The organism is Shewanella sp. NIFS-20-20 (assembly GCF_019209865.1).
GTDB lineage: Bacteria > Pseudomonadota > Gammaproteobacteria > Enterobacterales > Shewanellaceae > Shewanella.
In genome coordinates, this window is record NZ_JAHUTT010000013.1 from 45,913 (window position 1) to 63,281 (window position 17,369).

18 protein-coding genes are annotated in these 17,369 nt (G+C 50.5%); 6 read left to right on the forward strand and 12 right to left on the reverse strand.

Translation table 11 applies throughout. The features are described 5' to 3' along the window. Positions 1 to 7: 7 nt before the first annotated feature. From KU855_RS06365 to KU855_RS06385, 5 genes are all read right to left on the reverse strand, one after another. On the reverse strand, positions 8 to 1,156 hold the full coding sequence (locus tag KU855_RS06365) for an efflux RND transporter periplasmic adaptor subunit (RefSeq protein WP_218529470.1): 1,149 nt from the start codon (positions 1,154 to 1,156) through the stop codon (positions 8 to 10). After that, positions 1,156 to 2,442, reverse strand: a complete 1,287-nt coding sequence (locus tag KU855_RS06370) for a TolC family protein (protein WP_218529471.1) — start codon at positions 2,440 to 2,442, stop codon at positions 1,156 to 1,158. The genes KU855_RS06365 and KU855_RS06370 overlap by 1 nt, the downstream gene beginning before the upstream one ends. Positions 2,443 to 2,588: 146 nt before the next feature. Beyond that, complete coding sequence (locus tag KU855_RS06375; RefSeq protein WP_218529472.1) at positions 2,589 to 3,023, reverse strand: hypothetical protein; 435 nt, start codon at positions 3,021 to 3,023, stop codon at positions 2,589 to 2,591. Between the two features lie 145 nt (positions 3,024 to 3,168). After that, the gene (locus KU855_RS06380; RefSeq protein ID WP_218529473.1) at positions 3,169 to 3,345 is read right to left on the reverse strand and encodes a DUF3012 domain-containing protein; all 177 of its coding nucleotides are present in this window, start codon (positions 3,343 to 3,345) and stop codon (positions 3,169 to 3,171) included. Between the two features lie 18 nt (positions 3,346 to 3,363). Then, a complete protein-coding gene (locus KU855_RS06385; protein ID WP_218529474.1) occupies positions 3,364 to 3,741 on the reverse strand; it encodes an STAS/SEC14 domain-containing protein in 378 nt (125 codons plus the stop codon). 147 nt (positions 3,742 to 3,888) lie between these two features. Here KU855_RS06385 and arfB point away from each other — a divergent pair, with 147 nt between their 5' ends. From arfB to gdhA, 5 genes are all read left to right on the forward strand, one after another. Then, positions 3,889 to 4,302, forward strand: a complete 414-nt coding sequence (gene arfB / locus KU855_RS06390) for an alternative ribosome rescue aminoacyl-tRNA hydrolase ArfB (RefSeq protein WP_218529475.1) — start codon at positions 3,889 to 3,891, stop codon at positions 4,300 to 4,302. 55 nt (positions 4,303 to 4,357) lie between these two features. Beyond that, positions 4,358 to 4,792, forward strand: a complete 435-nt coding sequence (gene aroQ, locus KU855_RS06395; protein WP_218529476.1) for a type II 3-dehydroquinate dehydratase — start codon at positions 4,358 to 4,360, stop codon at positions 4,790 to 4,792. 215 nt (positions 4,793 to 5,007) lie between these two features. Continuing rightward, positions 5,008 to 6,201 (forward strand): MFS transporter TsgA, encoded by a 1,194-nt coding sequence (tsgA, locus tag KU855_RS06400; protein ID WP_218529477.1) that lies wholly within the window; start codon positions 5,008 to 5,010, stop codon positions 6,199 to 6,201. Between the two features lie 56 nt (positions 6,202 to 6,257). After that, complete coding sequence (locus tag KU855_RS06405; protein ID WP_218529478.1) at positions 6,258 to 6,455, forward strand: DUF2986 domain-containing protein; 198 nt, start codon at positions 6,258 to 6,260, stop codon at positions 6,453 to 6,455. A gap of 207 nt (positions 6,456 to 6,662) precedes the next feature. After that, the gene (gdhA, locus tag KU855_RS06410) at positions 6,663 to 8,006 is read left to right on the forward strand and encodes an NADP-specific glutamate dehydrogenase (protein WP_218529479.1); all 1,344 of its coding nucleotides are present in this window, start codon (positions 6,663 to 6,665) and stop codon (positions 8,004 to 8,006) included. A gap of 74 nt (positions 8,007 to 8,080) precedes the next feature. Here gdhA and fre read toward each other — a convergent pair whose 3' ends face one another. Both fre and ubiD read right to left on the reverse strand, forming a co-directional pair. Continuing rightward, positions 8,081 to 8,779, reverse strand: coding sequence for an NAD(P)H-flavin reductase (gene fre / locus KU855_RS06415; RefSeq protein ID WP_218529480.1), 699 nt, complete (start codon positions 8,777 to 8,779; stop codon positions 8,081 to 8,083). 77 nt (positions 8,780 to 8,856) lie between these two features. After that, entirely contained in the window at positions 8,857 to 10,338 is a 1,482-nt protein-coding gene (ubiD, locus tag KU855_RS06420) for a 4-hydroxy-3-polyprenylbenzoate decarboxylase (RefSeq protein WP_218529481.1), read from the reverse strand. A 144-nt stretch (positions 10,339 to 10,482) separates the two neighbouring features. On the opposite strand from ubiD, the gene KU855_RS06425 reads away from it, so the two are divergent. Further along, positions 10,483 to 11,019: a hypothetical protein gene (locus KU855_RS06425; RefSeq protein ID WP_218529482.1), complete on the forward strand. Its 537-nt coding sequence runs from the start codon at positions 10,483 to 10,485 to the stop codon at positions 11,017 to 11,019. Between the two features lie 28 nt (positions 11,020 to 11,047). Here the strand turns inward: KU855_RS06425 and KU855_RS06430 are convergent, their stop codons facing one another. The 5 genes from KU855_RS06430 to tldD all read right to left on the reverse strand — a co-directional run bounded on the left by KU855_RS06430 (position 11,048) and on the right by tldD (position 17,337). Continuing rightward, positions 11,048 to 12,184 carry an ABC transporter permease gene (locus KU855_RS06430; RefSeq protein WP_218529483.1) on the reverse strand — a complete coding sequence of 379 codons (1,137 nt, stop codon included), beginning with the start codon at positions 12,182 to 12,184 and terminating at the stop codon, positions 11,048 to 11,050. A 1-nt stretch (position 12,185) separates the two neighbouring features. Continuing rightward, positions 12,186 to 13,331: an ABC transporter permease gene (locus tag KU855_RS06435; protein WP_218529484.1), complete on the reverse strand. Its 1,146-nt coding sequence runs from the start codon at positions 13,329 to 13,331 to the stop codon at positions 12,186 to 12,188. Between the two features lie 12 nt (positions 13,332 to 13,343). Then, positions 13,344 to 14,315, reverse strand: coding sequence for an HlyD family secretion protein (locus tag KU855_RS06440; protein WP_218529485.1), 972 nt, complete (start codon positions 14,313 to 14,315; stop codon positions 13,344 to 13,346). After that, positions 14,305 to 15,693 carry a TolC family protein gene (locus tag KU855_RS06445; protein ID WP_218529486.1) on the reverse strand — a complete coding sequence of 463 codons (1,389 nt, stop codon included), beginning with the start codon at positions 15,691 to 15,693 and terminating at the stop codon, positions 14,305 to 14,307. Before KU855_RS06445 ends, KU855_RS06440 begins: the two co-directional genes overlap by 11 nt. A gap of 195 nt (positions 15,694 to 15,888) precedes the next feature. After that, positions 15,889 to 17,337 (reverse strand): metalloprotease TldD, encoded by a 1,449-nt coding sequence (gene tldD, locus KU855_RS06450; protein WP_218529487.1) that lies wholly within the window; start codon positions 17,335 to 17,337, stop codon positions 15,889 to 15,891. Positions 17,338 to 17,369 lie beyond the last annotated feature (32 nt).

The following is a 17,369-nucleotide window of genomic DNA, read 5'->3' on the forward strand; positions in this document are numbered from 1 at the left end:
ACAGGCCTTAGTGGTTATGGATGTCAAAGCCAGATTTGGCTTGCTCAGAGGCCAGCAAGAATGCTCCTGCGATCACGACTTCGCCCTCATCAGGCAAACCCGACACCAGATTCATGCCCCGTTGACGTTGACTCACGGTCACTTCCACCGCTTCAAAAGCATCACCTTTGACCATAAACACTTGCCAATGACCATCGCTACTGCGGGTCAAGGCGGCATCGGGCAACACTAACCCCACTTGCTCAGAGGTCGTTAAATACAACTCGGCAAATTGGCCGGCGTGCAACACGTGTCCTGGATTGTCCATCCGCGCCAACACTTGCTCGGTGCGAGTGACGCTATCGAGCTCATGAGAACGGCCAATAATCGTGGCCGCGAGCAACTTGTCATCCACTCTGACTAACGCCTTGCTGCCCACAGTTAATCCGCTCGATTGCGCTGGGGTAAGTTGGGCTTCGACCCATAAGCTTGACTCATTGGTTAACTGCATTAAGGCTTGACCACCAGCACTCACCTGACCACGCTGAGCAATATCTTGCTGAACCCGACCCGCAATTGGTGCCAATAATTGATATTCGCCAATGCGTTCAGGTTGGGTCGCTAATGCCTCAATTTGGGCTTCAGTCATCTTGAGCGAGGCCAAAATAGCCCGCTTGAGTTCGGCATCCACCTGCGCCTGCAAACGGCGGCTGGCACTAACGGCTGAGTTATCCATGGCCTTGACTCGGCGCCACTCGGCACTGGCATTAATAAACTCGGCTTGTGCTTGCGCAACGGCCGCGCCGCCCAAGGTTAGCAAAGGCTGACCTTGGCTAACATTTTGTCCTGGGGCGACGTGGCGAGCCATCACTCGCACTTCAAGTTGCGGGGCTAAGATCACAGTTTGATCGCGATCGACAATCAAGTTCGCCGTGGCAACCGCATCCAAGTTGAAATGACTGTCTTGTAACGCCATGACCTCAATGCCAGCCAAGGCCAGTTGCGCGCTCGATAAATGCAGCCCTTCTTCATGGGCATCTTCTATCGCACCGACGGCGGGAAGGACTTCATCATGGTCGTGTCCAGGACCGGCCTGCAATGGTGTTGCCCACAGAATACTCAACGCCAAGGCGATGACTGACAAAGAAGGGCGAGATACGTGAGTTAATAAATTCATTAGTGAGCCACCTGATTAACAGAAGAGGAAGAAGAGGTGATTGCGGCTTGACCATAGATCTGCTCGAACCACAGAGTTAACTGGCCACTGCTGGCCATCCAGTTAATCCACTGGTTATAGATGGCTTGCTCTAACTGCAAACCCACTTGATAGCTACTGGCTAATTGGCGTTGGCTCTGGAGGTAATCACCGGTAGCCAGATCACCACTGCGCCACTGCTGCGCCAAGGTACTCGCGATTTCCGAACCCGCGCGATACACCAGTTCCCGCCAATCTTGATAGCGAGCTAACAAATTGGGAATACTGGCCTGAAACAACTGATAATCTTGCTGTAATTGTCGCTCTGTCACCAAGTATTGCTGCTCGGCCATGATGACGGCCTCACCTGCTTGAGCATACTCGGCCTGATAGCGGTTGCGAACTTGCAACGGGATGGACAGGCCGATGCCAAACTTGTTTTCACTGCCTTCACGTTCAGCGCTAACACTGATGTTAGGATCGACGCTCGTGTCACTGGCCACCACGGCTTGCAGCAAGCGGCTTTGACGCACCGCGAGATAGGCTGCTTGTAGGGCTGGCAATCTGGCATCGACTCCCTGACTGCTTTCCATGCTTATGACTTGCATAAAATCCGTCAGGGTGAATGCTTGACCGAGCAATCCCATCACGGCGCTATTTGCCGCTAATTGCGCTTGTTCAGCTAAGGCAAATTCGGCGCTGTTATTGGCCAGTTCTAACGCTAATTGTTGCAAGGCCACCTGAGGCAAGTCGCCAGCAGCCACGCGTTGACGACCAATATTCAGCTGTTTACCCGCATGCTCGACCTGTTGCTTGGCAAAGCGATATTCTTTATTGGCAATATCTTGCGCCACTAACGCCTGTAAGGCCGAGGCTAATAATTGATCTTGCGTCATTTGCCATTCAAGCTCGGCTTGCTGCAAAGCTAGTTGCGCCAGCGCAGCGCTACTGCCTTGCTTATCGCCCCAATCAAGGGTTTGGCTCAAACCAATGCCATAGGTATCTTCGCTGGCATTTTGATAGCTCACATCGAGTTCGGGATTGTAAATCGCCTGACTGGCGGCCGACGATGCGAGCTGCTGCTGTTTAAACGCTGAGGCCTGTACCTGCATTTGTGGCAATTGCCCGATCAGGCTCTGCAATTGTGGCCACCAATGCTGCTGGGCTTGGCTAACCGAGACATTAGCCACCTCGGCGGTTGCCCCTTGGACGCAAGACGCCATGAGGCCAACCCCTAATAACAATGGGGCAAAAAAAGAAGGTTTCATAAATTTATCCAACACTTAGTGTTAACTTAATTCGCCCTAATGCCGGCCACACCACATCATTGGATGAGTTCATGACGTTTAGCGCAGACCACCCGCCATCGCAGGCGAGTACGCGACATTAGAGATAGAGTGTAAAACGCGTTGGATTAACTAATGGGGGGGCGATACAGCATGGTCGCCGAGGTCAACAGACTACCTAAATTGGCGGGTTGGAGATCTCGACTGGCAGGGGTGCTGGCAAGCTCAGGCATAAAAGAAAGCAGCATGACACCACCGCCATGGCACTGGCAATCGAGGCATAAATCAAAGGATTGCCACTCAACACTTTGATGTTGATGACTGAAAAACGCCGGTTCTGCGGCGTGGGCGGACTCAAGTTCGAGATTACACTGACATTGTATGCAGGCTGCTTCGACTAATACCGGCGCATTAAATGTTAAATGAGGATGGGATGATTCTTCACCGGGCACGCTGGCATCGAGGTGTAATTGATGAGCACCACTATTGGTTGCAACAAATTGAAGCAACACGATAGTGATCAATGCACACGTCAGTTGATGCAACATTCTGATTGAAATCAATTCATCAGCCCTAACAGACAGTTAATCAAGATATTATTGATGGAACATTCTAGGGCATGCCATAAAGAGCGCAAGTGCTTTTACATACTTTGACATTAGCCGTCATCAAATTGTGATCAATCACGGCTAATGGGTAAGGCAAGGATTAGTCGGTGGTGTTACCAAAGACGCAGTGCTTAGCATAATTGCCGGCTTCATCGGCAGTCCAATCGCCTTTAGGTTTTTTATCTAATTGTTCACACCAAGCTTTGCTCCCTACTGCGGGGGAGCAGGCCACCAACCACAGAGCCGCGACAGCAATCGCCAATATTTTTTTTGTCATACAACCTCCATTATTCTCTCACTGCACCTGCAATGAGTCTTGTCGTTGCGCTAAGAAGTGTAGCGCATCTTCCTTCAAATTGAGGGGATACCATGCCACTTGCCCTTGGATCAAGGGTCCAAATAACTGCAACGCATTGCTGACCCAATCGGGGCCGCCTAACATCACTAAGGTATCAAAGGGGGCAAACTGCACTTCACCGGCGCCAGACAAGGTCGACTTATCCCAACCTTCTAATAACACATCGGCTTCTATGTATAAGTCGATGCGGCCATATTGTTGTTGGTATTGGCGCATTAACGGTTGCAACCGTTGTCGATAATCTTCAGCGGAGATATGGCCGCTCACAAATAAACTCAACACGCCCGGGGTAACATCGGGGATCTGACACAACATGCACGCACTCCACAGCTAAGTTAATCAGCACAGTAAGGTAAATGAGTACCTCTTGCCGGCGAATTTGCTCATAATAGCCAATTATCCTTACAGGCGGCTAACTAATTCTGTGAGCAACCTCAGCATCAACCCGAGTGTAATGCGCTGATGATCAAAATTTCAAACCGCGTCATCCTTCAGGATAGCGAAATCGAATGGCAATTTATTCGCGCCAGTGGCGCCGGTGGACAACATATCAATAAAGTGTCGACCGCGGCCCAGCTGATCTTTAATATCCACACCTCCTCCTTGCCCGAAGAATATCAACAAAAGCTCTTAGTCCTGCGCGATCATCGCATCACCCAAAGTGGTAAAATCATTATCAAATGCCAACAAAGCCGCAGCCAAGACAGCAATCGCCAAACCGCGCTGGAGCAATTTATCGCATTAGTGCAAAGTGTGATGCATACTCAAAAAAAACGCATCGCCACTAAAGCAAGCCGCAACAGCCAGCGTAAACGCATGGACAGCAAGACCCAGCGCGGCCAAGTAAAACAGCTCAGACAAAAAAAATTTGATTGACCCCATTCTCAGACCATGCCAATTTTTGTCTGACAGTTAACCTCAAGGACCTAATATGTATAAAATTTTGCTGCTCAATGGCCCCAACCTCAATTTATTAGGTCGACGTGAACCAGAGAAATATGGCCATCAATGTTTGACCGACATTGTCAGCACCCTACAACAACAAGCCTGTCAACTCGGGGTCGACTTAAGCCACTTTCAATCCAACGCCGAACATGAGTTGCTGCAAGCGATTCATACGACCGATGCCGACTTTATCTTAATCAATCCGGCCGCCTTTACTCACACCAGTGTCGCCTTGCGCGATGCCCTGCTGGGCGTTGCGATCCCCTTTATCGAGATCCATATAAGCAATGTGCATGCACGCGAGCCGTTTCGTCAGCATTCGTATTTATCCGACGTGGCCGTGGGGGTTATCTGTGGTCTTGGTAGCCAAGGCTATGAGCTTGGGCTGCTGGCGGCCATCAAGCAATTACAAGCCGATTAATCCCGTCGCTGCGCCTCGCGCCCCGCAGCGAGGCGCTCCCCATGCCTTACCAGCCCTCATTACGCTGTGAGCGCTAAGGTCGGCTAACGACAGACTCCCCTCATGCAGTAATACGATAGGGGCCGCGCTTAAGTCTGGGTTAATCCCACCCACGCCGCCGAATTGAGCTACCTTTTATGATTAATATCTCTTTGGATTAATCAGCAGAGCCGGCTATGAAACATAAAATCTCCATGACCGCCATTAGCTTCCTATGCAATATCACCATGGCGGGGTTTGCCACCCAATTTGGGATGCTGATTGAACCCATTGCCACCGCGTTTAATGCGAGCACCACCGAGGTGGCCGTGATTTTCTCTTTACTCAATGCCGGTGCATTAGCCGGCACAGTGGCAGGCTTCTTTGTGATCGATGCTTTTGGGGTCAAGCGCGTCACCGTCAGTTGTTATTCCTTGGTGTTTCTGTTTGCCGTGGCCATGTACCTGACGCACTCGTTTATGATGGTCAAAATTTACATTAGCTTAATTGGCTTTTTCGCGGGCATTGGCCTGTGTATCGCAGGCACTCTAGTGGTGAAAATTTGGCATGCGCGCCTGCACAGCACCTTACTGGTAGTGCAAGATGCCAGCTTTAATATTGGTGGGGTGATTTTTCCGCTGCTCACCACCTATGCGTTAAGTCAGCACTTGGCTTGGAGCAGCAGTTATTTAATCGCTGGCATCATCGCTCTGCTCACCGTGACCCTCAGCCTGATGACCAACTTCAGCGCTTCAGAAGACCATCTCAGCTCTAATGTCATCAGCAAAGCTAGCCCATCTGAATGGAATATCGGCATCTTAATGGGCGGTTTTGGCCTATTTATGGTGATGCTGTCGTTGTATACCTTCTTAACCTGGGGGCCCTTGTTTTTAGAGCATAAATTTGGCGAGCCATTCATTAAGGCCGGCCATATTATTACCGAATATTGGTCCGCGGCCCTCGTTGGCGCTGTCGTCTCTGCCATCGTAGTCACTCGCGTCTCAGTGCGGCTATTTTTAGTCACTGTGCTTGCCATTGCATCGGTGATCACTGCGGTTATTGTCACCACAGAACACCAACACTGGTTGCCTTATTTGGCCTATGGCTATGGCTTTGTATGCTCGGCCTTGTATAACACCTTTATTGCTTATGGCGTCTCTTTTGTGAAAAAACCCAGCAGTAAAAATATTTCCTATATCTTAATTGCCGGCAGTACTGGCGCCATGGTCAGCCCCGGATTGACTTCGCTCCTGCGCCCCTACTTGAGCCTACAAACCATCATGTACGCCATTCCGTTATTTTACTTACTGACTTGTCTATTGTTAATTGCCTCCAATGCGATGGCTCCCACTAAGCGTGCTGAGTATGATGGCCGCCCCCGTGCGGCTTAAATTGTGCTTATTGAACTTGCTTGAGGGTATACTGCCACTTTCAACGAGGAAGCCCCATGAACCGCAAAAAGAAAATCAATCAAACCCTGATAGCGAAAGACAAACGTAAAAAAGCCAAGCTCAATGGCCGACCCGCATCAGGCTATGTCAGTAAAGCCGAACGAGAGCGCTTAGCCCAAATAGCCGCCAACAGCACCGACAATGATGCCAATAGTGACCTCAACGCAACAAGCGCCCCAATCACGACTGCTTAAGGAGTAAACTAAACGCTACAGCTTACTGTTTGAATAATCTTGAATTATTTGCCGTTATTATTGTATTTTTCTTGGTATTGGTCTTATTTATCATAGTAACGGGATCTTACGCGTGAAATGGCTGACCTCGTCTCTGGCAGGCGCCATTAAACCTGTTATAACTGCCTTCAGTTGATCCGTACTCTATAAAAAGCCTTACAGGAGCTTATGATGCACCCAACCTCATTAACCGAATTCTTAGCCGATGTTGCCGAAAAAAACGCCTACCAAGATGAGTATATGCAAGCGGTCAAAGAGGTGCTGACGTCCATTTGGCCTTTCGTTGAAGCCCATCCGCATTACCTCACCAGTGGCGTACTCGAACGACTGGTGGAGCCTGAACGTCTGATCCAATTTCGAGTGTCTTGGGTCGATGACCAAGGTCAGATCCGCGTTAATCGCGCCTTTCGAATTCAGCATAACTCCGCCATCGGCCCCTATAAAGGTGGCATGCGCTTCCACCCTTCAGTCAATCAATCGGTATTAAAGTTTTTAGCCTTCGAGCAAACCTTTAAAAATGCCCTCACCACGCTGCCAATGGGCGGTGGTAAAGGCGGAAGTGACTTTGATCCTAAAGGTAAAAGCACTGGCGAAGTGATGCGTTTCTGCCAAGCATTAATGCTAGAACTCTATCGTCATGTTGGCGCCAATACCGATGTGCCCGCCGGCGATATTGGGGTGGGTGCCCGTGAAATCGGCTTTATGGCTGGCATGATGAAAAAGCTCAGTAACAGTGGTGAATGTGTGTTTACCGGCAAGGGCTTAAGTTATGGCGGCAGCCTTATTCGACCCGAAGCCACGGGCTATGGGGTACTGTATTTTGTGCAAGCCATGCTGCAAAGCCGAGGTCAACAATTACAAGGCATGAAAGTGGCGGTGTCAGGCTCAGGCAATGTGGCGCAATATGCCATCGAAAAAGCCATTGCCATGGGCGCTGTTGTGGTAACAGCCTCTGATTCATCAGGGGTGGTTTATGATCCCGATGGCTTTGATAACCAAAAACTCGCGCAACTGATGGCCATTAAGAATGAACAACGCGGCCGAGTCGCCGATTATGCCAAGCAACTTGGCCTCAGCTATGTTGAAGGCGGCAGTCCATGGGATTATGCGGTCGATGTGGCCCTGCCTTGCGCCACCCAAAATGAACTGAACCAAGATGCGGCAGTCACACTGGTCGGCCATGGCGTCAAATATGTTGCCGAAGGCGCCAATATGCCTTGCACCGCCGAAGCCATTAGCGTCTTCCATCAAGCCAAGGTGTTATTTGCTCCAGGTAAAGCCGCCAATGCCGGTGGGGTAGCCACTTCTGGCTTAGAAATGAGCCAAAATGCCATTCGACTCAGCTGGAGCCGTGAAGAAGTGGATACGCGCTTACAAGCCATCATGCAACAAATTCACGCCACCTGTGAGCAATACGGTCGTCATGGCGATTATGTCAATTACGAGCAAGGTGCCAATATCGCCGGCTTCGTTAAGGTCGCCGACGCCATGATAGCCCAAGGGGTCTATTAAGCCTTAGCGTCCATCAACAACAAGGCGCGCTCAGCCGTTGGCTGAGCGCGCCTTGAGTTTATCTGGCGACGAGATTATTTAATAAATGCGAAGGCATCGCCGTATAAATGCGCCTCTTCCACACCCATTTCTCTGAACTGCTCGCGTGCCGCCCCAACCATCGCAAAGCGACCGGCAATATAGATGTCATAACCGACGAGACTGATAAAGTCGGCCTTGATTTGCGCTAACAAGTTGCCTTGCTTACCATCCCAATCGCTATTGGCTTCTTCAATCACGGGAACAAAATGCAGCCAAGGGTGATCTTGATGCCACTGACGGGCAATCGACTCAAAATACATGGCATCTTGGGTGCGACAGCCCCAATACAGCTGAGTGTCAACATGATGATTTAGAGCGATCATCTGCTCAACTAAGCTTTTAATGTAAGAGAATCCGGTGCCACCTGCGATCAATAACCGCGGGCGGTGGCTATCTTCACGCAAAAACGCATCACCCCCTGGCATTTCGATCTCAATATGGCTACTGGTTTTTAAGCGCTCAACCACTTGCATAGGGTAAGCTTCTGATTCGGCAGCGCCTATGTGTAATTCAATATGATCTTGCCCTGGAGCGCTGCCAATCGAAAAGGCCCGCTTGTCGTTATCATCCATTTTTACCAGCAAATACTGGCCGGCTTGGAAATCACACAAGGTGTCAGGCTTTAGCTTGACTTGATAAACGGAATCATTAAATGGCGTAACAGCCAATACCTGGCAGCGAATAGTTTGCATGTTCTTTCCTTGTTCCCTTTCTACGAAGGTTTGTGTCAGTCACTTGGTGGCTAGTCATCAAGAGCCAATACAAGTCATTATAGAGTAGGCGCCGAATCGATGCCTAACTCATCCCAGATCTCGTCGACCTTGCGCTTTACCGCTTCATCCATGACGATAGGTGTGCCCCATTCACGATCGGTTTCTCCCGGCCATTTGTTGGTGGCATCGAGTCCCATCTTGGAACCTAAACCCGCCACTGGCGAGGCAAAATCAAGGTAATCAATTGGCGTATTGTCGATCATTACAGTATCGCGGGTCGGATCCATACGCGTCGTAATCGCCCAGATCACATCTTGCCAATCGCGGCAATTGACATCCTCATCGACGATCACAATAAACTTGGTGTACATGAACTGTCGTAAAAACGACCACGCCCCCATCATGATGCGTTTGGCATGCCCTGGATATTGTTTACGGATAGAGATCACTGCCATTCGATAAGAACAGCCTTCAGGCGGTAAATAGAAATCAATAATTTCGGGATACTGCTTACGCAAAATCGGCACAAACACTTCGTTCAATGCCACCCCTAACATCGCCGGCTCATCCGGTGGACGGCCGGTATAAGTGCTGTGATAAATAGGATCGCGTCGATGGCTGATGTGAGTCACAGTAAAGACAGGGAACTTGTCGGTCTCATTGTAGTAACCAGTATGATCGCCATAAGGCCCTTCAACCGCCATTTCATCAGGATCGATATAACCTTCAAGAATGATCTCACTGGTGGCCGGCACTTCCAAATCACAGCTGAGCGCCTTGACCACTTCAGTGCGCTCACCACGCAGTAAGCCGGCAAAAGCGTATTCGCTCATGGAGTCAGGCACTGGCGTGACCGCCCCAAGGATGGTGACCGGATCGCTACCCAGAGCGACCACCACAGGATATTTTTCCCCAGGGAATTGCTGTTTAAAATCGGCAAAATCCAACGCCCCACCGCGATGAGACAACCAGCGCATGATCAGCTTATTTTTAGCCAATAACTGCTGGCGATAAATGCCGAGGTTTTGGCGCTTCTGCCTCGGGCCTTTGGTGATCGTCAGGCCCCAGGTCACTAAGGGCGCGGCATCTCCCGGCCAGCAATGTTGGATTGACAGCTGGGTTAAATCGACTTCATCACCAGTTAACACCACTTGTTGGCACGGGGCATTTTTGATGGTTTTCGGTGGCATATTTAAGGCTTGCTTAAACATGGGGATCTTAGCGATCGCATCTTTAAAGCCGCGTGGCGGCTCTGGCTCTTTTAAAAAAGCCAGCAATTCGCCCACTTCGCGCAGCGCCAGCGGATCATCTTTACCTAATGCCATTGCCACCCGCTTAGGGGTGCCAAATAAGTTGGCCAGCACTGGCATTGAGCTGTTTTTGGGCTGTTCAAATAAGATGGCAGGGCCGCCTGCGCGTAAGACCCGATCGCAAATCTCGGTCATTTCCAGATGAGGATCAACTGGATAACTGATACGTTTAAGTTCACCATTGGCTTCTAAATGGTCAATAAAGCCACGTAAATCCTTAAAACTCATATGGAAATAGCCTTTTATTCATACGTCCTAATGGCGGGCACTATAGCATTAATATGTTAGTAAATTAATAGTTAAGCGCTAAACATCACGACTGCTATGCTTGCTAGAGCTAGGTCCTCTTCACCACAACCAAGGAGCTTGGCCATGGCTTATCGACTCCCTCTATCATTAGGTATTTTCTGTGTGAGCCGCGGGGCTTTACTGGCCACCGCCATCACAGGCCTGATAATGCTCAGCCCCCACACCGAGGCTCGGGATCATCGCCATTACCCTCACTATGATCCCTGGTCAAGGCATGTTAATCAGTGGCGCGATCCGTTTTGGTATCGCCCTTACTGGCGCAATCACTATTACCCCTTTTGGCGCAATCCATACCGCTACGCGTGGTCGCCTCTGAGCATCAACCTCTCGTTTGATAACCCGCCAAGGCGCACCAGGCAAAATCGTCAAGTGCTAACTATCGCCGCCCCCACAGTGACGACCTTACCGCTAAAGCAAGTCAGTCATAATGATGGGGTCAATCAATTGGGGCAAGATGCGCAAGTGGTGTTAATCGATGGCCGCTATCGTTACCGCTGGCAAGGTACGCTGTGGTGCCTTGACTGGCACAGTGAACGCTACTTCCCGGATAGCAGCCCGCAGTGCCGTTGCCATCGCTGCGAGGCTGATATGGTAAAGTAAAGCGCAGTAAGCCTCTTAATGGGCAAACTCAAGCGTTAGGCTTGAGGCGATAGCGCAAGCCTAACCATGCCAACATGCCGAAAATAAGTACCATTAACCACAGCTGACAATAAGGCCAAATAATGGCAGCAAAGCCACTGCCCATTTGATTCATCGTCAGCATCGCCATAATGGCGGGTACGGCAGGCACAGCTTGCGATAGCCACACTAATGGCTCAGGGATTAAAGCTAATGGCCACACGAAGCCCGACACAAATAAAATAGGCATCGACGAAATCAAATAGGCTTGAGTCGGTAATTCGCGCCGCACAAACAAACAACTTAACCCAATGCCGCCTAAGCAACTGGCTAATAAGAATGGTAGCATCAGCAGCCCAACCTCAGCCAAACTGGCATTGAGCTCGGCGCCATAGCCCCAATAACACCAACCGACATAGTAACTGGCAAAAAAGCTATAGATCAGCATAAACGCCAAGGTGCGCCCTAAGAGCAATTGTCCCGGACTAAGCCCGCTCCAGTATCCTTGTTGCCGCCATTGACCCGCCCCTAAAATACCCGTTCCCACCAGCAAGGTTTGCTGCAAGATCAATAAAAATAATCCCGGCACAACGTAAGGGGTATACCCCAGAGACAAGTTAAAAGCTGGGACGGCATCGATACTCACCGGATGAATGTGAACCTTTGCCGCTTGCGCAGTCATACCTCGCGCAAGCAGCCCTTGGTATTTAAGGCCACTCGCAAACTCCTGACTGACGCCAATCAAGCCCTCGGCAATGGTGGAATAGACTAAGAAATAACTGGCATCACCGGCCGCGGTAATCGTCACCCCTTGACCACTGAGTAAGTCGCGCTCAAACCCTTTAGGAATGCCTAACAACCCATGGGCTTTGCCAGAAATAATGGCCTGTTTGGCGTCCGCCAGAGTCGCAACCGTCGCCATAATTTTGAGTTTAGGACTGGCATCCGCTTGGCGAATTAACTCGCGGCTCAGGGGGGATAAATCATTATCAACCACCACCACTAACTGCTGAGTCGGTACTTGGTGTAAATAGGGTAACGGATATAATACTGAGTAAAATATCACCCCACCAAATAAGGTGATAGCAATGGCGCGATCGCTAATGATCGCCTTGAGTTCTAACCCGATTAATTGCAGTAACCTCATGTTACTCCCCTGGGCGACGTCGACGACGCAGCAATAAGAATAACAGCGGCACTAACACCAAGAGCACCGCGTAACTCAGTTGTTGTGATAACACCGTCTTTAGTCCTTGACCATAACTGACCACGGCGACTTGCGCATCAATATAATGACTGCTGGGGATCAGTAAGCGCCACCACTGCGCCGCCAAGGGCATTTCATGCACCGGGAAGGTAATTCCCATAAACGCAAAAGCCGGCGCAAATAAGGCGGTACAAAAACTGACGACCCGCGCAGGCTCGGCCAGCAATAAGAAAATCACCAGCACCCATAGACCTATAAATAACAGCATCACGATTAAAGCAGGCACTAAGGTTAAGATATCCCCCGCCAAGGGCAAGCCTAAGCCATGGTACATAAACACCAGCATGGCGAGCCCTTGCAGCAAGGCTAACGGTAAATAGAGCGCCATTTTTGCGCTCACACTCGGCCAAAACGCCTGCTGAACCCAGGTGGTAAACTCGGGAGTTAGCTCTTCATTTAAGGCATTAGCAAACAGCAGCATCGCCGAGATTTGCAGCAGCGCAATCAAGATAGGTGGCATTAAAAACGCCAGATAATTACTGCTTTGATTGAACAAGGGAGTTAATTGCACGGCTATCGGATTGATGTTGGCGGCGGTAGCTATAGGAAGCACACCCTTTGCCAATAATTGCTGTCGCGCCACCCCTTGCAGCGCATCGGCAAGTCCTTGTTGCAAGGCGCTGGATAACAGCTTACCCACTAACAAAAACTGGCCGTTATAGTGAAGCACCAATTGCGGCTGTTGTTGGGTCATCAGCTCCCGTGAAAAACCGTGGGGGATCAAAATCAGCGCAAAGACATCACCTTCGCGCATGGCTTGTTCAGCATTCGGCAATTGATTAAATTGCTGCAAACTGACCGCAGGGCTCGCCTGCATTTGCCGCGCTAATTGCCGGCTGAGGCCAGAGTCATCCTGATCCACCAGTGCCACCGGTAAATTTCGCGGTACCGCGGCACTGAAAATGCCATACAAAAACAACAGCGCCAGCAGGGGCACCCAGGTGGCTAAGGCCAATTGCCACGGACTGCGCCATAAATGACACACCTCATGGCGAAAACGCGCACTCCAACTGATGGCCTTCAACATGGTGAGCTCCGCTTATAAAGGCAATAACACTGACATGCCAACCCGCAAGCGCGGCTCGGCCTTGATGGGTGTCAGCTCAACACTGAAGGTGCGCATATCAAAATCATGACCCGACTCAGTCGCACGCCACGTCGCGTATTGCCCCATGGGGCTAACATACGTCACTTTAAAATCTAAGGTTTTATCGAGTGCGGGCACTTGTAAAGCCAAGATTTGCCCCATCGGGAAATGGCGGAGTAAATCTTCGCGAACTTGCAAAATGGCCCAAGCATCACTCATATCCAGCAGGCTCACTACTGGGAAGCCTGAGGGGGCTAACTCCCCATCAAATAGCAACACCTCGCTAATCTCCCCCGCATGGTTAGCCCGCATTTGGCTGTCATTAAGCACAGCATTGACCTCATCGACCGCGCCTTTGGCCATTAACGCTTTACCTGCGGCCGCCACCTTAGTCTCTGGGCGCGCCCCTTCAGCCGTCATTTGATACATGGCTAAGGCGGCTTGCTCGGTATATTTTGCCGCTTGCCATTGGGTATAGGCTTCATCGCGCTTTTGACGCGCCAATACTCCATCGGTAAATAAATTTTCGACCCTCTCATAGGTGGTCGACGCCAGTTCAGCAGCAACTTTGGCCTTTTGCCATTGCTCTTTAGCCGCCATCACTTGTTGGCTACGCGCGCCATTATTAGCTTCTTGCTGTAATGCTTTGGCCGCCTCATAGCCACCTTGAGCTTGGGTCAACTTGGCATCGAGCTCAGGACTACTGACACTAAACAATAAGTCGCCCACGGCCACTTGGTCGCCCTTGCGTACCAACACCTGTTCAATGCGTCCTGGCACCTTAGAAGACACATGGTACTCCCGCGCTTCTATTTGCCCTTGTAACACTTGCGCTTGAGGTTGATAGGCCTTGATTAAGCCCCAGCTAAACAATGCCGCCAAGGCTAAGATGGCCAGCACGGCCAAGATACGGTTAGTTCGCATTAGTTTTCTCCAACACCCGACTGCGGGCAATAAACTCATCTAATTGGCCAGAAATCGACATCACATGGGCATAGGCTTGGATATAGCGATAGCGTGCCGCTAAGCGCTTGGTGGCCACAGAGGTCAAGGTCAATTGCGCATCGACACGCTCAAGCGATGTCGATAATCCTTGCGTAAATGCCAGCGAACGTAAGCGTAAATTTTCGCTAGCTAAGGCTTCGGTAGTCGCTAACGACTGATATTCTTCACGCGCCTGTTCCATCTGGCGATAGGTTTGATCCAACAATAAACTCAAATCTTCACGAGTTTGCGCTTGGGTATAGCGGGCCTGCAAAATAGCACTCTTAGCCGCCGCGACTTTGCCACTGCGACCATCTCGACTGACTAAGGGGATCTTAATGCCTACGCCCACCATCCAATCGGGTTCGACTTTGGCAAACAGGCTATCATCTTCGTAGAGATTGTAATTACCATAGAGAAAGACATTGGGGTAATACTTACCCTTTTCCATCTCTTCTAAGCCTTTGGCCTGCTGCTCCTTAGCCGCTAACAACTTTAATGCCGGATGCTGGCTTAAGGTCAGTTCCATTAAGCGCGGTAAGCTGGGATCGCCGGACAACATAAATAATGGCGAGACAGGTTCAACCTTGAGTTTCAGCATGCGATCGAGCGCGATGTGAGCCATTTGCGCCTGGCGCCGAGCACTCGCGGTCGCAACCTTGGCATTATCCAGCGCGACTTCGGCATTCAGGCGCTCGACCACGGCGATTTGGCCTTGTTGCTCTAACGATTTAGCGTGAGCCACATGCTCACTTAAGGCTGCAACCAATTGCTCTTGGGTCGCCAACACGGCGTTAGCCACAATGGCGCCATAGTAACGATCCACTAATTGGGTAAATAATTCGCGGCTAGCGAGAATTTGCGCTTGCTGCTCTTCGGCCACTTGTGCCGCCAAAATCCCTTGCGCCGCGGTCACTTGTCCACCGGTATAAATCGGCCAAAGTGCCTGTAAGCTGGCGCGAAATACATCTTGTTGAGTAAACGGGGTGACAAATAAATGACCTGGAATGCCGGCTAACGCACCGCCGAGGGCGGGCGGTAAGGTGGCAGGATCGATGGCCGCCAACGGGTTAAGATCGCGCAAGTCGAGCTCAATTGGCTGTTCAAGATAGGTATAGCTGCCAGCTATATTAATCGAGGGCAAGGATAAGTCGTCACCACTGGCTTGCTCAGCGCTGGCGCGGTCAACTTGTTGTTGTTGTGCCTTGAGTTTATCGCTAACTTGCTGTAATTGCTGCCAAGCCGCATCAAAACTGATCTCGGTAGCTGCTAGGGGCAAAGGTAGCAAAACGCACAGTGCGAGGGCTAACAGTCGCATAAATTCCTCTAGAGTATTTGCTCTAATTGCCAGTATTGTACACAAACTACACTGGGCCGTGATGAACATTTGTTTATTTTATCGCACTGACAAAAATGGCTAGATGAGGATCTAGCCATGAGCTCAGGGTCAAGCGCAGCAGATGCACCTCAGTGTCGCGAGCCCTTGACGAGCAGCAACACCAACCTCAAACAATTATGCAGTTCCACCGACAGTCAGCAAGTCGAGCTTGAGACTCGGCTGGCCCACGCCAACCGGGACGCTCTGACCATCCTTACCACAAACGCCAACCCCAGGATCCAACGCCATATCATCACCCACCATAGAGATCAGTTTCATGGCTTCAGGGCCATTGCCAATCAAGGTCGCCCCTTTCACTGGTGTCGTGATCTTACCGTCTTCGATTAAATACGCTTCCGAAGCCGAGAACACAAATTTGCCCGAGGTAATATCCACCTGACCACCGCCAAAGTTAGGCGCATACAAGCCTTTTTTCACCGAGGCGATAATGTCTGCCGGTTTAGATTGGCCTGCCAACATATAAGTATTGGTCATACGTGGCATCGGCAAGTGAGCATAAGATTCCCGTCGGCCATTGCCGGTCGGTGCCACGCCCATCAAGCGCGCGTTAAGCTTATCTTGCATATATCCTTTTAGAATGCCGTCTTCAATCAAAACATTGCGTTGGCTTGGGGTACCTTCATCGTCAATGGATAAGGAGCCACGACGATCGTTCAGGGTGCCATCATCTACCACAGTCACTAAAGATGACGCTACTTGCTGACCAATTTTGCCACTAAAAGCACTGCTGCCCTTGCGGTTAAAGTCACCTTCTAAACCATGACCGACGGCTTCATGCAATAACACCCCGGGCCAACCGGCACCAAGCACCACCGGCATTTCACCCGCAGGCGCATCGATAGCGACTAAGGCCACCTGCGCTTGACGCACGGCTTCGCGGGCGAAACCAAAACACATTGGCAGACCAGCATCATCATTTGCAAAGAAAATGTCATAGCTATGGCGTCCACCACCGCCGGCTGAACCGCGCTCACGTTGGCCTTGATCTTCCATAATCACCGAACAATTAAAACGCACTAACGGCCGAATATCTGCCGCTAGTGTCCCATCGCTGGCGGCGACTAAAATTTCTTCGTGAACCCCAGACAAGCTAACGACCACTTGAATAATGCGGCTATCCAAGCTGCGAATATAGGCATCGGCCTCACGCAGTAATTGAATTTTTTTCACTTCTTCCATGGCCGCTATCGGATCGTCACTGGCATACAGGGAGTGCACCTGGTTGGCTTTGAGGGCATGTACCGAACCTTGCTGACCGGCGTTTGCGATACCTCGAGCGGCTGCGCAAGCACTGCTTAATGCCTCATCGGTAATATCATCGGCATAGGCAAAACCGGTTTTCTCGCCACTGATAGCTCGCACGCCAACGCCACGTTCAATATGGAAACTGCCTTCTTTAATGATGCCATCTTCCAGCACCCACGACTCATGGCGGCTGCCTTGAAAATAGAGATCGGCAAAATCGATCTTGTGGGTAAATAGACTAGCAAGGTGTTGATTCAAGCCTTCAAGGCTTAAGCTGTCACGTAATAAACTGGCACTGACTTGCGTTAATAATGGCATTCGCTCTCTCTTGAGATCCGACGGATCCCTTG

What these genes read in the sequence shown, in the direction of transcription:
- fre (WP_218529480.1), bottom strand. Translation starts at nt 8,779, where the DNA reads ATGCAAACTATTCGCTGCCAGGTATTGGCTGTTACGCCATTTAATGAT.
- arfB (WP_218529475.1), top strand. Translation starts at nt 3,889, where the DNA reads ATGATCAAAATTTCAAACCGCGTCATCCTTCAGGATAGCGAAATCGAA.
- KU855_RS06380 (WP_218529473.1), bottom strand. Translation starts at nt 3,345, where the DNA reads ATGACAAAAAAAATATTGGCGATTGCTGTCGCGGCTCTGTGGTTGGTG.
- KU855_RS06440 (WP_218529485.1), bottom strand. Translation starts at nt 14,315, where the DNA reads ATGCGAACTAACCGTATCTTGGCCGTGCTGGCCATCTTAGCCTTGGCG.
- KU855_RS06430 (WP_218529483.1), bottom strand. Translation starts at nt 12,184, where the DNA reads ATGAGGTTACTGCAATTAATCGGGTTAGAACTCAAGGCGATCATTAGC.
- KU855_RS06435 (WP_218529484.1), bottom strand. Translation starts at nt 13,331, where the DNA reads ATGTTGAAGGCCATCAGTTGGAGTGCGCGTTTTCGCCATGAGGTGTGT.
- aroQ (WP_218529476.1), top strand. Translation starts at nt 4,358, where the DNA reads ATGTATAAAATTTTGCTGCTCAATGGCCCCAACCTCAATTTATTAGGT.
- ubiD (WP_218529481.1), bottom strand. Translation starts at nt 10,338, where the DNA reads ATGAGTTTTAAGGATTTACGTGGCTTTATTGACCATTTAGAAGCCAAT.
- KU855_RS06445 (WP_218529486.1), bottom strand. Translation starts at nt 15,693, where the DNA reads ATGCGACTGTTAGCCCTCGCACTGTGCGTTTTGCTACCTTTGCCCCTA.
- KU855_RS06405 (WP_218529478.1), top strand. Translation starts at nt 6,258, where the DNA reads ATGAACCGCAAAAAGAAAATCAATCAAACCCTGATAGCGAAAGACAAA.
- KU855_RS06365 (WP_218529470.1), bottom strand. Translation starts at nt 1,156, where the DNA reads ATGAATTTATTAACTCACGTATCTCGCCCTTCTTTGTCAGTCATCGCC.
- KU855_RS06425 (WP_218529482.1), top strand. Translation starts at nt 10,483, where the DNA reads ATGGCTTATCGACTCCCTCTATCATTAGGTATTTTCTGTGTGAGCCGC.
- KU855_RS06385 (WP_218529474.1), bottom strand. Translation starts at nt 3,741, where the DNA reads ATGTTGTGTCAGATCCCCGATGTTACCCCGGGCGTGTTGAGTTTATTT.
- tsgA (WP_218529477.1), top strand. Translation starts at nt 5,008, where the DNA reads ATGAAACATAAAATCTCCATGACCGCCATTAGCTTCCTATGCAATATC.
- gdhA (WP_218529479.1), top strand. Translation starts at nt 6,663, where the DNA reads ATGATGCACCCAACCTCATTAACCGAATTCTTAGCCGATGTTGCCGAA.
- tldD (WP_218529487.1), bottom strand. Translation starts at nt 17,337, where the DNA reads ATGCCATTATTAACGCAAGTCAGTGCCAGTTTATTACGTGACAGCTTA.
- KU855_RS06370 (WP_218529471.1), bottom strand. Translation starts at nt 2,442, where the DNA reads ATGAAACCTTCTTTTTTTGCCCCATTGTTATTAGGGGTTGGCCTCATG.